This window comes from Bradyrhizobium sp. B025, assembly GCF_042257955.1.
Lineage (GTDB): Bacteria > Pseudomonadota > Alphaproteobacteria > Rhizobiales > Xanthobacteraceae > Bradyrhizobium > Bradyrhizobium diazoefficiens.
The window spans coordinates 2,210,871-2,225,049 of record NZ_CP170150.1 but is presented as its reverse complement, the minus strand read 5'-3'; the positions used below and the strand labels follow the sequence as shown (position 1 = coordinate 2,225,049).

The following is a 14,179-nucleotide window of genomic DNA, read 5'->3' as shown; positions in this document are numbered from 1 at the left end:
CGCCTGACAGCGACGACTAAGCTCGTTGGATGGGCCGAGCTCTTCGCGAGACTCATCTTCGTTGCAATCGGGTTGAGGGGTTTCGTGTTGCTCGACCCACCCGACGAGCTGAAAGTTCGGACGCCACAATCTCGAATAGCCGGGCCTGCCCTTCCCCCATTGGCACCGTCCCGTCAATCATGTACCCCAGCCAAAACCTTCACGGGACGGGACACTCATGGGGACCGCAGCCACTGACGAGGCGGGAAGCGCCACCCGCGCGCTGATCTTCGCGCTGGTCGCGCTCGCCTGCGGTCATATGCTTTCGACCTTGCTGCGCACCATTCCAGCCATCAGCCTCGACCTGATGGCGGCGGACTTCAATATCGAGCCGCAGGCGCTGGCGAGCCTGACCTCGGTCTATCATTTTGCCTTTGCCGCCGCGCAGATTCCGGTCGGTGCGGCGATGGATCGCTTCGGCGTGCGGCCGGTGTCGCTCGCCCTGCTGGCGGGAACCGTGTTCGGCGCGGTCGCGTCGGGCTTTGCGACAGGCCCCGAGAGCTTTGCGGTCGGCCAGCTCATGCTCGGCGTCGCCACCTCGGGCATGCTGATGTGCCCGATGACGCTCGCGGCCAAGCAATTGTCGGCGGCGCGATTTGGACTGTGGTCGGGCGCGATCCTCTCGATCGGCAATATCGGCATGCTGCTGTCGTCGAGCCCGCTCGCCTTCGTGGTCGACACCTGGGGCTGGCGTGCCGGGTTCTGGGTCTCCGCAGCTGGCGGCGTCGTGGTGGCGCTCGCAGTGTTCGCGCTGGTGCCGAACCAGCCGGCCGAGCACAAGGACCATTCCTCGCCGATGGCGCAGATGATCGAGGTGCTCAGGCTCGGCCTGTCGCGGCCGCTGCGCGGCCTGATCGCGCTGGCGCTGGTGTCGCTGGCGAGTTCGCTGGTGCTGCGCGGCCTGTGGGGCGGACCATGGCTGATGGAGATCAAGGGACTGACGCGGGTCGAGGCCGGCAACCAGCTCGGTGCTTTCACGCTCGCGATGATCGTGGGGCCGCTTCTCATCGGCATGATCGACCGCAGGATCGGCCGCCGCCGCGAGCTGGTGGCCGGCACTCACGCGTGCGCGGCGCTGCTGCTTGCGCTGATGGCGTTGGGAGCCCCGCACTTTGCCGTTGCATGGCTGTTCGGCGTGACCGTCATGCCGCCGCACTACGATCTGGCACTGTTCGTGCTCATCGGGCTCTTCACCTCCGCCCAGCCGCTGCTGTTCGGCATGTCCAGGCAACTCGTCGACGCGCAGGTCGCGGGAAAGGCACTCGCTGCCGTCAATCTCGCCTTCTTTCTCGGCACCGCGCTGATGCAGTCCGTCACCGGCGCGGTGGCGGCGCTCGCGGGGCTGCCGGCCGTACTGCTGTTCATGGCGGCGGCGCTGGCGTTCGGCGTGCTGATCTTTTTGACTTATACGTCGCCGCGTTCGTAGGATGGGTAGAGCGCTTCGCGAAACCCATCATCTTCGCACACGGGTCGATGGGTTTCGCTTCGCTCTACCCATCCTACGAGCCTGCGCCGCTACCTGCATCAAGGGAATTCCAGTCCATGCCTGTCGACACCAAAGCCGCCACCGATCGCCTCATGCGCTTCCTCTCCGTCGAGGGCGTCACCGGACAGGAGGCGGCAATCGGGCGGGAGCTCACCGCCGCGCTGAAGCAGAGCGGCGTGCCGGCGAAGGCGATCCGGCTCGACGACGCCAACACCCGCATTCCGGTGCCGACCGAGACCGGCAACCTCATCGTCGACCTGCCCGGCCGCGGCGCGCTGCACAACCAGCCGCGCATCATGTTCATGACCCACATGGACACCGTGCCGCTGTGCGCCGGCGCCAAGCCGAAAAAATCAGGGCGCAAGATCGTCAACGAGGCGAAGACCGCGCTCGGCGGCGACAATCGCTGCGGCTGCGGCGTGCTGGTGACGCTGGCCGCCGAACTCGAAAAGCAGAAGCTCGATCATCCGCCGATCACGCTCCTGTTCTGCGTGCGCGAGGAGAGCGGGCTCTACGGCGCGCGCCACGTCAAGCTCGACGAGCTCGGCTCGCCGGTGATGGCCTTCAACTACGACGGCGGCTCGGCCTCCAACGTGATCATCGGCGCGGTCGGGGCCGACCGCTGGACCGTCGAGATCTTCGGTCGCGCCTCGCATGCCGGCGTCGCGCCGGAGCGCGGCATCTCCTCGACCATGATCATGGCGCTCGCCCTTGCGGACGTGAAGGCCGGCGGCTGGTTCGGCAAGGTGGTAAAGGGCAAGCAGCAAGGGACGAGCAATATCGGCCCCGTCACCGGCGGCGAAGGGCGCCCCGCGGGCGATGCCACCAACGTCGTCACCGACTACGTGCATGTGCGCGGCGAAAGCCGCAGCCACGACGGAAAATTCTTCAAGGAGATCACGAAAGCCTACAAGGCCGCGTTCGAGAAGGCGGCCAAGAAGGTGACGAATGCGCAAGGCAAGTCCGGCAAGGTCAAGTTCAAGGCCGAGACCGACTATTACCCGTTCCGCATGAAGGACAACCTCCCCGTCGTCAAACGCGCGGTCGAGGCGGTGTCCGCGGTCGGCGGCACCCCGAATGTCCGCGCCGCCAATGGCGGCCTCGATGCCAACTGGATGGTCCGCCACGGCATTCCGACCGTGACCTTCGGCGCCGGCCAGAACGAGGCGCACACGGTCGACGAATGGATCAATCTCGACGAATACGACCGCGCCTGCGCGCTGACCGTGCAGCTTGCGACGATGCGGTGAGCATGTGAGCCTGCAGGATGGGTCGAGCGCAGCGAAATCCATCCTACGAACCTCCGCCAACCGACACGAGAGATCCGTATCTTGACACCCGAACTGCACCAGAAACTGACCGCGTGGCGCCGCCATTTGCATGCCCATCCCGAACTGTCGCTCCAGGAGAAGGCGACCGCGGCCTTCGTGCAGGACAGGCTCGCCGAGCTCGGCATTCCCTTCGAGGCCGGCATCGGCGGCCACGGCGTCGTCGCGACCTTGACGCGCGGTCACGCGCAGGGCCGCGTCGGCCTGCGCGCCGACATGGACGCGCTGCCGATCACCGAGGATACCGGCCTGCCCTACGCCTCGAAGACATCAGGCGTGATGCATGCCTGCGGCCATGACGGGCACACCGCCTCGCTGCTCGGCGCCGCGGCGCTGCTCGCCGCCGACACCAGCTGGAGCGGCACGGTCGATTTCATCTTCCAGCCGGCCGAGGAGGGCTATGGCGGCTCGCGCGCGATGGTCGGTGCCGGGCTGTTCGAGCGCTTCCCGATGGACCGGGTGTTCGGCTTCCACAACTGGCCGGGCCTTGCCGCCGGCACCATCGCGGTCCATGACGGCGTCGTCATGGCCTCTGGGGGACGCGTCACCATCACCATCGAGGGCCATGCCGGGCATGCCGGCATGCCGCATCTGACGCGCGATCCGGTCATGGCGGCCGGCCATCTCATCGTGGCGCTGCAGTCGATCGTGGCGCGCAGTGTCGATCCGCTCGACACCGCCGTGCTCTCGCTCTGCACGATCGAAGGCGGCACCGCACCGAACCAGATCGCGGGCAAGGTCGCGATCCGCGGCACGCTGCGGTTTCATCGCGAGGCGGTGAAGGACGTCCTCCTCGCGCGGATCGGCGAGATCTGCACCGGCGTCGCCACGAGCTTTGGCGTCAAGGTCACGCCCGAGATCGTCATGGGCGTCGGCGTCGTGGTCAACACGCCTGATGAGGCGGGCCTTGCGCGCGCCGCCGCGGAGAAGGTGCGGGCCGAGGTCAGGCGCGACCTTGCGCCCAGCATGGCCGGTGAGGATTTCGCCTTTTACCTCAAGCACCGGCCCGGCGCGTTCGTCTGGATCGGCAACGGCGACTTGCGCGACGGCGCCGAGCTGCACGGCCCGCGCTACGATTTCAACGACGCGATCCTCCCGGTCGCATCGGGCTGGATGGCCGAGGTGGCCAAGACGGCGCTGGCGTCGAACTAGCACGCGGAGGCGGCGGGCCTTGTGCACGCCGCCATCCGGCATGATCAGCAGCCGCGGCAGATGATCAGCTTGCGGTCGATTTCGGCATCGAGCCGTCGCAGCTCGACGTCGACGGGCGCAGCCTGCACAGGCTCGGACAAATCGCCGGGCCGAGGCTGCCGGTGCCCGATGGGTGCTTGCCGGAAAAGGTCTGCGAATTTTGTCGGAGGAGGATTGCCGGGCGAGGCGATCCGCGTGGGGGCGCCCGCGCTCCCTCCTGCCTTGAGATTCGAAACCGGCCAGAACAACAACGCAGCTGCGACGGTGGTCACGCCAAGTCTGATTGACATCATCTGTTTCCTATCGCGGTGACGCCTGCGCATTCGCACCTTGCGAACACGCGCCTGCGAAGAATAGGAGATCCCGGCTACCCGGCCATTTCGCCGGCGGTGATATCGCGTTACCACTGCAACCGTAGGCCTTGTCGTCGCGGGCCGGCGGGCTAGCAAGCCCCGGCGGCTCGCCGCAATCTTCCGCTCGTGGCCGACGAGACGAGGCTCCGCGCCAGCGCGCTGGCGAGCTCCGCCGACGCCAGCGGGTGATGGACGAGCTCGGTGATGCCGGATGTCTTGAGCGACGGCATCGCCAGGTCGCGCGTCGAGGGCGCAGCGAGGATGATCGGCAGGGCCGGCGCCGCATCATGCAACGCCGCCGCGAGATCGAGCGAGGAGCCGCCAGGCAGATGACAGACCAGCGCCGCGTCGAAACGGGCGTGCGCGGCCCGGCAGGCGGCGATCGCTTCCGCGAGCCCAGTGAAGCCGACGGGCTCATAACCCAGCGCTGCGAGGATTTCCTCATAGCGCAACAGGCGGCGGCGGTCGGTGTCGATGACGAGCACGGTTTCGCCGGCCCCAAGGAACGCCGGATCCGAGCCGTGTTGAGCGGGCTGCGGCTCGACTGGCTCGCCCGATGGCAGCCAGATGTCGAAGCGCGTGCCGGCATCCGGCCTGCTCTGCACGGCGACGGCGCCGCCATGCTGCTCGACAATCTCGCGAACCGTCGCGAGCCCGAGGCCGTTACCGTCCGGGCGGGTGGTGAAGAACGGCTCGAAGATCCGCTCCAGCGTCGCCTCGTCCATGCCCGGCCCGGGATCGGCGACCGAAATGACGGTGAAGCGGCCGGGACCGACCTCGCTCCGCCCGATCGACAACGGCTTGGCGAGATCGTGCACCTTGATGCGGAGCTCGATACGGCCGGGCTCCTTCATCGCCTGCGCCGCGTTGTTGCACAGGTTCAGGATGACCTGCTGCAATTGGGCCGGCTCGCCCGTCACGATGGCAATGTCGGCCGTCTCGTCCACTTCGAATGTGACGTGCGAAGGCAGCGATGCGGCCAGCAGCGATCTGGTTTCGTCGACCAGGGTCCTGAGGCAAACGCGCTCCCGCCTGCCCTCGCCGCGGCGCCCGAAGCCGAGAATCTGTTCGATCAGCTCACGCGCCCGCTCGCCGGCCCGGCGGATTTCGGCGAGACTCGCGGCCGGCCGGCTTCCCGGCGCGACCCGCGCATCGGCCATTTCGGCATGGCCGAGAATGGCGCCGACGATGTTGTTGAAGTTATGGGCGATGCCGCTGGCAAAGGTCCCGATGGTCTCCATGCGACGCGCCTGTTGCAGGCTCGCCTGGAGGCGCTCCTTCTCCCCTTCGAGGCGGGCCCGCCGGATCGCGTTGCCGATGGCGTCAAAGGCCATGCGAAACAGCGAGACTTCGGACCAATATGTGAGCGCACCTCCGCGCACCGCATCGAAGCCGAGAATTCCATCGCGGCTTCCGTAGGCCGCCATGATGCACAGCCAGCCGCTCACACCCGCCTCGGTGAGCATCGCGTCATGGGGATGCGAGGCGTTCATCCTGGGGATATAGACGATGCCGTCTTCGCCGCCGTCCAATCGCGGTGCGAGGCTCAGCACCCGCTCCGGCCAGCCGGGCTCGAATGCGATGCCGTCGCGCGACCACCGATAGGTGTGCATCGTGGTGCCGACCACGCAGGCAAAATAGGCCCTGTCAGCGCCGATGCATCCGGCTAGCTGGCGAAGCGCCATCTCGACATCCGCATCGATTCCGTCGTTGCTCGAATTGATGAACAGCATCGAGATATTGGCGATCACGTGTTCGAATGCGGCGCGGCGGCGCAGCGCCATGGCCCGTTTGCGCAACAGCATTCCGAAATAGATGATGCCGGAGAGCAGCAGCAGCGAAGTTATATATTGGAGCAACCGCGTCTTGCGCGCCGAGGCGCGCGCGGCAAGCTGGCGCTTCAGGATCACAGCCAGCATCGCATCCTGCTCGCGGTTGTTGGATTCGGCGACGAGCGTCTTCAGGATCGTGTCGATGTCAGGCAGAAGGTCGTGCAGCATCTGTCCGTGGAGCAGCAGCGCGTGGACCGAATCCGTCTCCGCCGGCGGCGCTTGCAGTTGCGCCAGCTCTTCCAGTCGGTCCTCGACCTGGCGCGCTGCGGCATCCGACGTATCGAGCGTCAGGCGGAGCATGGCTGCCGCCAGCGCGGAGGCGGCCGTCACCAGCGGCCGGGACTCCGATGTGGCCAATCTGTCGCTGAACAGGCCGAAATAGGCAAAGGAGTTCTGCAGCAACGCGTTCCTGCTCTTGAACCGTTCGATCAGGCTCTCCTGCCGGTCGGCACGCGCCGACAGGACATCGATCACCTTGGTTTGCTCGGCGTCGAGGCCTGCCGTGTCGCGCAGCCGCGTCAGGGCATCGTCATAGGCATTTACCATATGCACCAGCGCGTCATAGTTGCGCGACAGGCCGGCACGCGCGGTGAGGACCTCCCTGGTCATCCCGCGTTCGAACCGGGTGAAATCCCCGAGCGACCGAAGCTGGCTGTCATAGCGCGCCGAGTTGATGTTCAGCCCGTGCAACAGCAACCAGGTGAGAAGCCCGAGCACGAACGCGACACTGATCACGGCGGGAGCGGATTTCACGGCGAGCCTCCGACGGGCGCGCCGCGATAGGTCCCGGTCAAGCTGTTGAGAAAGGCGACGAGCGCCTTGACCTGCTGGTCTGTCAGCGTCGCGTTCAACTGGGCCAGCGCCATCTTGCGAACCGCGTCATCGAGCGTCGGCGCGCTGCCGTCATGAAAATACGGCGCGGTCGTCGCGACGTTGCGCAGGCTCGGCACGCGCAGGATCCTGGGCTCGGGCGACGCGAGGGGATGGAATATGCCGTGCCGCTCGAACAGATTGCCGCCGACGTTGACGCCCTGATGGCAGGCGGAGCAACCCAGCGATTTGAACAGGCGGTATCCGTCCAGCTCGCCGGCCAAAAGGGCTGCGTCGTCGCCCTTCAGCCAGCGATCGAACCTGCTGCCCGGCGTGACCAGCGTGCGTTGAAAGCTCGCCAGCGCGTCGACGACATCGGCGCCTTCCGGACGGCGGCCATAGGCCGTGACGAAACGATCGCGCATGTCGGGATCGGCATCGAGCTTTGCGGCAACCTCCGCCGCGCTGCTGCCCATGGTGTGCTGGCTTTGCAGCGATGCCTCGATATCGGCCTCGAGGGTACGGAATTTTCCTTCCCAGCCGAAACGAAAGCTGAGCGTCGAATTGAAGACGGTGAGCGTGTTGAGCGCAAGCTCCGCCCCGTTGAGGCCGACATCGTGCCGCTTCTGGCTCGCGCCGTTCGTCGCGATATCGTGACAAGATTGGCAGGCGCGGGAATTGTCATGCGAGACCCGGCGATCGCCAAACAGCTTCTCGCCAAGGGCGACCTTGAGCGGGTCGGCGGCAGGGGCCGCGGGAATTGGCGAGATCGGCTCCCCGCGGTCAAATGCGTGCGCCGACGGCGGCTGCGACGGCGCGGGCGTGACTTCCACGCAGCACAGCAGCACCGCGCAAATGGCGATCAAGCCCCCCCGATAGCCGGCGCCTGATCCGGCTCCGCGAAATCCAGTCAATCGTCGCACCGTCAGTGATATGGGGGCGGAAGCGAAAGCAACCGCGTCTATTCAAGGGCTTTTGATCGAGGCTCGATGATTTCGTGAATGCGGCGATCGCCGGATCCGGAAACGGAGGCCGCACCAGATCATCGAACGAGGCGCGGCGCGAAACAGGCCCAGTCCGGCGAAGGCAAGGTAGAGCGCCTCAGCAATCATGACAGTACCTCACCATCCCCTCGATCTCCGACCGGCCGTGGATGCCGAGATCGCGCAATGTCCGGTCGTCGAGCTCCTTGAGAGCGGCAACAGCTCGTCTGATCTCGCGCTCCCGGCGCGCGTGCGACAGCAAGACCGTCAACGTCTCACCGGCCGAACGCAGCGGACTCCAGCGACGCTCCGGTTGCACCTCGAATCGCCGGGAGCGACCGAGTTCGACGACATTGCCGCTGCTCTCGGCCCCGTCGCTGCCGCGGCCCTGCACCGGTTCCGCCGGCTCGCTGGCGTTGGGCTGCGACTGCCAATCCCTCCGTGCCGCCAGTATTGCGTGAACCGGCATGGCCGCGGTCGGATGCAACGCGGCACCATAAAGGGCAAACCCTTCCATGAAGAAGGTAAGGACCGCCCACCAGAATGTGCTGAGCTCCTGGCCCGGCTGCGCAGCCGGCGGCGCCGAATCCGAACCGATGTCGGCGAGGCCCTGCCGCGCGGTGCCGCCAGAACCGAGACGGGCCATCCCGCGGCCATCGGACCAGCCTTGCCCATCGGGCTCCGCGTCATCCGGCCGGACAATACGGATGACACCGTGAGAATGCGTCTTCATCGTAGATCTCCCACACGCTGTTCGTGGGAGACTATGTGCCGGCCGGCTGTTACGCCGAGATCACCGCCACAGGCAAAGGGGTTACAATTGCAATCCGGCGGCCGCCACATTGTTCGAACATGATCTCCGCGCAGACGCGTTCCGCGTTTGTCGCGAGGGAAGACCGCCGCACACTTCGCGCTAACGTGACCCTTCGGGTCCGGATCTTGCGCCCTAGAACGGATCTACGGGAACCGCGAAGACATAGCCGACGCCGCGCTCGGTCTGAATGACGCGCGGCGCACTCGGATCGACCTCCAGCTTGCGCCGCAGCCGCAACACTTGAACATCGATGCTGCGATCGAAAATGTCTTCGTGGATGCGGGTGGCCTGAAGCAGATGCTCGCGTGTCAGGGGGCGCTGCGGCGCCTCGAGGAAGGCCAGCAGCAAGGCATACTCTCCCTTGCTGAGCGGTACCGGCGCTTCGCTGGGATCGATGAGCTTTCGGCCGCGGCGTTCCAGCTTCCAGCCGTTGAAGCGATAGCCGCCGCGCTCGGGATCGCGGGCGCGCGCGGCACGGCCCATCTCCTGCCGCCGCAACACCGCCCGGACGCGTGCCAGCAGCTCTCTCAAGGAGAACGGCTTGATGATGTAGTCGTCAGCGCCGAGCTCGAGCCCGACGATGCGATCGATCTCGTCGGGGCGGTGGCCGGTCGTGATGATGACAGGCACGTCGGAATGCGACCGGATTTCCCGCAGCAGGTCCAGGCCGTCTTCCTGACCGAGGCGAAGGTCGAGGATGATCAGACTGGGCTGACCGGCCTCGAGATAGTGGTACAGTTCAGACCGGTTGGACGCCGCCCTGGTCGGGACATTGTGCTCCTCCAGATATCTGATCACCATCTGCCGCAAGGTGGGATCGTCATCGACAACAACGATGTGGCCAACATCTGCAAGCATACTTCACTCTCAAAATCCGTCGTCACCAACCGGGTCACGTTCAAGATTCGCAATCACTCGGAATAATATGGGGGACAACAAAACCGTCGCCATGCGACGACAACGTTCATGACCACTTGATGATGCCGTAACCCGGTATTTCTGCGGCCAACTCCGCCGGATGTCGCAGACGTGAATAATTGTGATCCTAGCAAATGCTACTTTTGAGCGATTCCAATGCGCCGGTGTGCGAGATCGTTCGTCGGCGACGAGGTGACTGTTCGGCAGTGACGACGACTGCAGTGACGACGACTGCGCGAGCGATGGCGAGAAGACTGCCAACATTTTCCTGCGCGCGCGACGTCGACTTCACCTGCGCGTGAGCTTTTGCCGTTGCGCGCATCCGGCGTGCTAACGACAGTGGTGCAGCCGGGAAAGGCCAGCCGCAACAGATCGTTTGTCAGGATATGTCAGGAGCGCGGGAGACCCGCCAGGTACAGGTAGATCGCAGCGAGCTCGTCGTCGTCCATCCGCCCGATCGGCCGCCACGGCATCTGGTCGTCGAGCCGATGTCCGTTCGGATCGACACCCGTGCGCATGGTCGTGATGAACTGCGCCTGGCTCCAGTCTTTGACGATACCGAGGTCGGGTCCGAGCGGAGGCAATTGGCCGGGCACGCCACCGGAGAGATCCTTGCCATGACACTCACGGCAATCCTGATAGGACAGCAAGTACCTGCCGTAGCGCGCCGTCGGCCCCTTCGGCGGCGCGGTGATCACACCGGTGAAGACCGGCTTTGCATCCGGCAACAGGCCGGCACCCAGCATCGCAAGGCCCAGCACGCTGAAGCGATCCGGTGGATCCGGGGTCTCCTCACCACTCGCGGGCAAGGCGCGGATGTAGGCGATCACGGCCTTGGTGTCGTCGTCGCTCAGCCGGCCGGCATTGGTAAAGGACATGATCGCGAGCCATCGCCCCCGCGCATCGACGCCATTGCGAATGGCGCGAAAAATCTCGCCGTCGGACCAATGCTTCAGGACTCCGGCGGGAGTCAAATTCGCGGGCACGAACGAGCCGATCGGAAGCGGAAGATCCTCGCCGACGTCGCCGCCACCCGACAGCACGCCGCTTTTCGAGTGACACCCGGCGCAGAAGCCGTCGGCGACCGCCCTGCCGCGGGCAATGCGTTCCGGTGTCGCCTCGACCTTGAGATCGGGGGCCGGCGCGGAGCGCGCGTACTGCTTGGCGATGCCCGCTGCGGTCAACGCGCTCACGCCGGACAGCGGGATCGTAAGCATTGCCGCCAGCACCACGCAGCCCCACTTCACCAGTGGATTCCGTGCCCGCAGGGCGCAAACGCCCGACCAGACCAGGAGCACGATGAGAGCAACCATCGCAACCAGGGCGACAATATTCTGCATGACGTTTTCCTCAACGAATTCTGCGTGGTCAAGGCCGCGCGCTATCTCGGTCGTCAATAATCGGCTTCGGCCAAAATCGCCGCCGAATGGCGCGGCGCGCCAAACGGCGCTCTGCCGGGTTACGAGCGCGGCATTACCGCTCCGTTTCACGGCCGGCCGCGCGCGTTACAACTGTAGTCCTTGCACGACGACACCATCGCCACCGGCATGTCGGCCTTGGCCGCGCCACGATGCGTTGCCGCCGTAACCATTTGGCGACCATCGGAAGCCTTGGTGTAACCGCGATCCCTTCAATTCCCTCTTGCTCACGAGAGCGGCCGCCCGGTGGCGACCGTACATCGATCATCAAGAGGTCATCTCCCATGAAGATTCTTATCGCTTCGACGCCTGCGACGGGTCATCTCAATCCGATGCTGGCAATCACGCAGATCCTGGTCGCCGAGGGTCATGAGATTGCTCTCATGACCGGCACCGCCTTTCGCGCCCGCGTCGAGGCCAGCGGCGTCAAGTTCTTTCCCCTTCCCGAGGGCGCGGACTTCGATCCGAACGACGTCTTCTCGCGGGTCCCCGAACTCAAGACCATCCCGCCGGGGCTGGAGTGGTTCCGCGTGGCCTGCGAGCGCATCTTCGTCGACGCCATTCCGGCCCAGCACCAGGGGCTGCTGCAGGCGTTGCAGCAATTCCCGGCCGATATCATCGTCGGCGACGACATGCTGTTCGGCGTGCTCCCGATGCTGCTCGGACCGCGCTCGCAGCGGCCCCCCATCGCGCTCTGCGGCACCTCGTTCCTGCATTGGGCGCGTGAGGACGGTGCGCCGAACTTCCTCGGCTTGCCGCCGGCACGGACCGACGACGAACGCGATCATTATGCGGCCATGGCGCGGGACTTCGATGCGGCGGTCGATCAGCCGGTGTCACTGCGCCTGAACCGGACCCTGAAGGGCCTCGGCGTCGGACCGATAGCAATGCCGCTTTTCCATTCCGTGGTCGCTCTCGGCGACGCCTATCTGCAATTGTCGGTGCCGAGCTTCGAATTTCCGCGCGAGATCCCGTCCTCCGTGCATTTCGTCGGCACGCCTCCGATCATCGCCAACCAGGTCCCACCGCCGTCATGGGCCGAGGAGCTCGATGGTACACGCAAGATCGTTCTGGTGACGCAGGGAACGGTGGCCAACCACAATTTCAACCTGCTGGTTGCCCCGACGCTGGCGGCGCTGGCCGACGAGCCCGACATCATGGTGATCGCGACCGCAGGCGGCCGCCCGGTGGACGCCATTCCCGGCAAGGTCCCGTCGAACGCACGCATCGCGAGCTACCTGCCGTTTGAATGGCTGCTGCCGAACGTCGACGTGCTCGTCACCAATGGCGGCTATGGCAGCGTCAATCAGGCCCTGAGCTTCGGCATCCCGCTGGTCACCGCGGGACTGACCGAGGACAAGGCCGACGTCAACGCGCGGGTCGCATGGTCCGGCGTCGGCATCAACCTTGCGACCAACGAGCCGACTCCGCAGGCCCTGCGCGAGGCGGTGCGGACGGTGCTCGACCAACCGCGCTATCAATTCCGCGCAACGCAGATCGCGGACGAGTTCGCCGAGATCGACACGCGGACGGAAATTCTCCGGGTCATCGGCGAACTCGTGACCGACGAGACGGAAGTGTCACGCCTGCGAGCAATCGCAGCGAGCCAGGGACGGCGCTCCGGCCGGCGTGCCTGATCGCACGTCTGAACGGAGCGATGGAGGGCGGAGCGACCGCGCTCCGTCGCTCCGTAGAAGTTCGTCACATGTCACCGGATGCTCGCCCATGCGAATCGAACCAGACACCTTTGCATTCACGCTGCTGCTCGGCCTTCTTGCGGCCGTGCCGTATTCCGGCATCGACATCAACCTGCCGGCACTGGCCGCCACCGGCGCCACACTGGGCGTGAGCGCGTCGGATGTCGGGTTGACGATGAGCGCCTTCATGCTCAGCCTCGCCACCGCGCCGCTGATCTACGGACCCGTCTCGGACCGCCTTGGCCGCAAGCCTGTTCTGGGCTTCGGCCTCGCGCTGTTCGTCGCCGCCAGCATCAGTTGTGCGTTTGCCTCCTCGCTGCCGGTTCTGCTGCTCGGCCGTTTCGTTCAAGGCATCGGCGCCGCCGCAACCGCCACGACCTTTGCCATCATCCGCGATCTCTTCGACGGCGACGCCGCGCGAAGCAAGATCGGCAACATCATGGTCGCAGTCAACGTCGCGACCGTGATCGCGCCGACGGCCGGCGCGGCGCTGCTGGCGGCTGCCGGCTGGCAATCGATCTATGCAACCCAGGCCGCGATAGGTTTCATGCTGCTGGTGGTGGTGATGTTTCGCTTCGCCGAAACGGCAGCGATCGCGCCGTCCGGGCGCCTGGTGCCGTCCGCCGTGATCGACAGCTATCGCCGGGTGCTGACGCATCCGGTCTCGGTTGCCTACATCCTGGTCGGCGCCGCGGGCGGCGCGACGGTGTTTGCCTACGTCACCGGCGCCTCGCTGTTCTTCGTCGGCGCCGTCGGGCTCTCGCCCGAGCAATACGGCCTGATTTTCAGCGCCTGCTCGGCATCCGTGATGGGCGGTGCCTTGCTCGACGGGCAGCTCGGCCGGCGCGGGATATCCTCAAGCCACATGCTCGCAATCGGGCTGGCGCTGTCGGCTGCGGCGAGCGTCGTGCTGCTCGGGATGACACTGACCGGCTGGATGCCCACGGCGCTTGTCGTCGCGCTGCTGATGGCGGTGGCACTCGGCTTCGGGCTCAGCGTGCCGAACGTGATGAGCGCGACGATGCAGCACCTCCCGGAGATCGCCGGCGCCGTCAGCGCGGCTGCCGGGAGCATTCAACTGATCGCCGGCGCCATATCGAGCGGGCTGGTGGCGGTTCGCTTCGACGGACGGACTGCGCTCTCGATGACGGCGGTCATGGCAGCGTCGTCGCTCCTCGCGCTGGTCCTGTATTGTCTGGTCGCGCGTTCCGCCGACCGTCGCCTGCGATCGCAGGTGATCGGTGCCGGCGAAGCGATCCGCAGCTCCACGAGTTCTTGAGGTTCGCAGGACGCCGATGCTGAAGGACCCG

At 65.9% G+C, this 14,179-nt stretch carries 11 protein-coding genes; 5 read left to right on the top strand and 6 right to left on the bottom strand.

The window, feature by feature from the left end; translation table 11 throughout:
• Positions 1-217 precede the first annotated feature (217 nt).
• From ACE10W_RS10305 to ACE10W_RS10295, 3 genes are all read left to right on the top strand, one after another.
• On the top strand, positions 218-1,465 hold the full coding sequence (locus ACE10W_RS10305; RefSeq protein WP_028175545.1) for an MFS transporter: 1,248 nt from the start codon (positions 218-220) through the stop codon (positions 1,463-1,465).
• A gap of 116 nt (positions 1,466-1,581) precedes the next feature.
• Positions 1,582-2,775, top strand: a complete 1,194-nt coding sequence (locus ACE10W_RS10300; RefSeq protein ID WP_304551377.1) for a M20/M25/M40 family metallo-hydrolase — start codon at positions 1,582-1,584, stop codon at positions 2,773-2,775.
• Positions 2,776-2,856: 81 nt separating this feature from the next.
• Positions 2,857-4,005, top strand: coding sequence for an amidohydrolase (locus ACE10W_RS10295; RefSeq protein WP_304551375.1), 1,149 nt, complete (start codon positions 2,857-2,859; stop codon positions 4,003-4,005).
• 44 nt (positions 4,006-4,049) lie between these two features.
• Here the strand turns inward: ACE10W_RS10295 and ACE10W_RS10290 are convergent, their stop codons facing one another.
• From ACE10W_RS10290 to ACE10W_RS10265, 6 genes are all read right to left on the bottom strand, one after another.
• Complete coding sequence (locus tag ACE10W_RS10290; RefSeq protein ID WP_375762596.1) at positions 4,050-4,316, bottom strand: hypothetical protein; 267 nt, start codon at positions 4,314-4,316, stop codon at positions 4,050-4,052.
• A 170-nt stretch (positions 4,317-4,486) separates the two neighbouring features.
• Entirely contained in the window at positions 4,487-6,982 is a 2,496-nt protein-coding gene (locus tag ACE10W_RS10285) for a two-component system VirA-like sensor kinase (protein WP_304551372.1), read from the bottom strand.
• On the bottom strand, positions 6,979-7,905 hold the full coding sequence (locus tag ACE10W_RS10280; RefSeq protein ID WP_304551370.1) for a cytochrome-c peroxidase: 927 nt from the start codon (positions 7,903-7,905) through the stop codon (positions 6,979-6,981). The genes ACE10W_RS10285 and ACE10W_RS10280 overlap by 4 nt, the downstream gene beginning before the upstream one ends.
• A gap of 235 nt (positions 7,906-8,140) precedes the next feature.
• A complete protein-coding gene (locus ACE10W_RS10275; protein WP_304551368.1) occupies positions 8,141-8,668 on the bottom strand; it encodes a DUF1127 domain-containing protein in 528 nt (175 codons plus the stop codon).
• Between the two features lie 300 nt (positions 8,669-8,968).
• Positions 8,969-9,694: a response regulator gene (locus ACE10W_RS10270; RefSeq protein ID WP_011085479.1), complete on the bottom strand. Its 726-nt coding sequence runs from the start codon at positions 9,692-9,694 to the stop codon at positions 8,969-8,971.
• 449 nt (positions 9,695-10,143) lie between these two features.
• Positions 10,144-11,094 (bottom strand): c-type cytochrome, encoded by a 951-nt coding sequence (locus ACE10W_RS10265; RefSeq protein ID WP_304551365.1) that lies wholly within the window; start codon positions 11,092-11,094, stop codon positions 10,144-10,146.
• Positions 11,095-11,456: 362 nt separating this feature from the next.
• Here ACE10W_RS10265 and ACE10W_RS10260 point away from each other — a divergent pair, with 362 nt between their 5' ends.
• Positions 11,457-12,809 (top strand): glycosyltransferase, encoded by a 1,353-nt coding sequence (locus ACE10W_RS10260; RefSeq protein WP_304551363.1) that lies wholly within the window; start codon positions 11,457-11,459, stop codon positions 12,807-12,809.
• 88 nt (positions 12,810-12,897) lie between these two features.
• Entirely contained in the window at positions 12,898-14,148 is a 1,251-nt protein-coding gene (locus ACE10W_RS10255) for a multidrug effflux MFS transporter (protein WP_304551360.1), read from the top strand.
• Positions 14,149-14,179 lie beyond the last annotated feature (31 nt).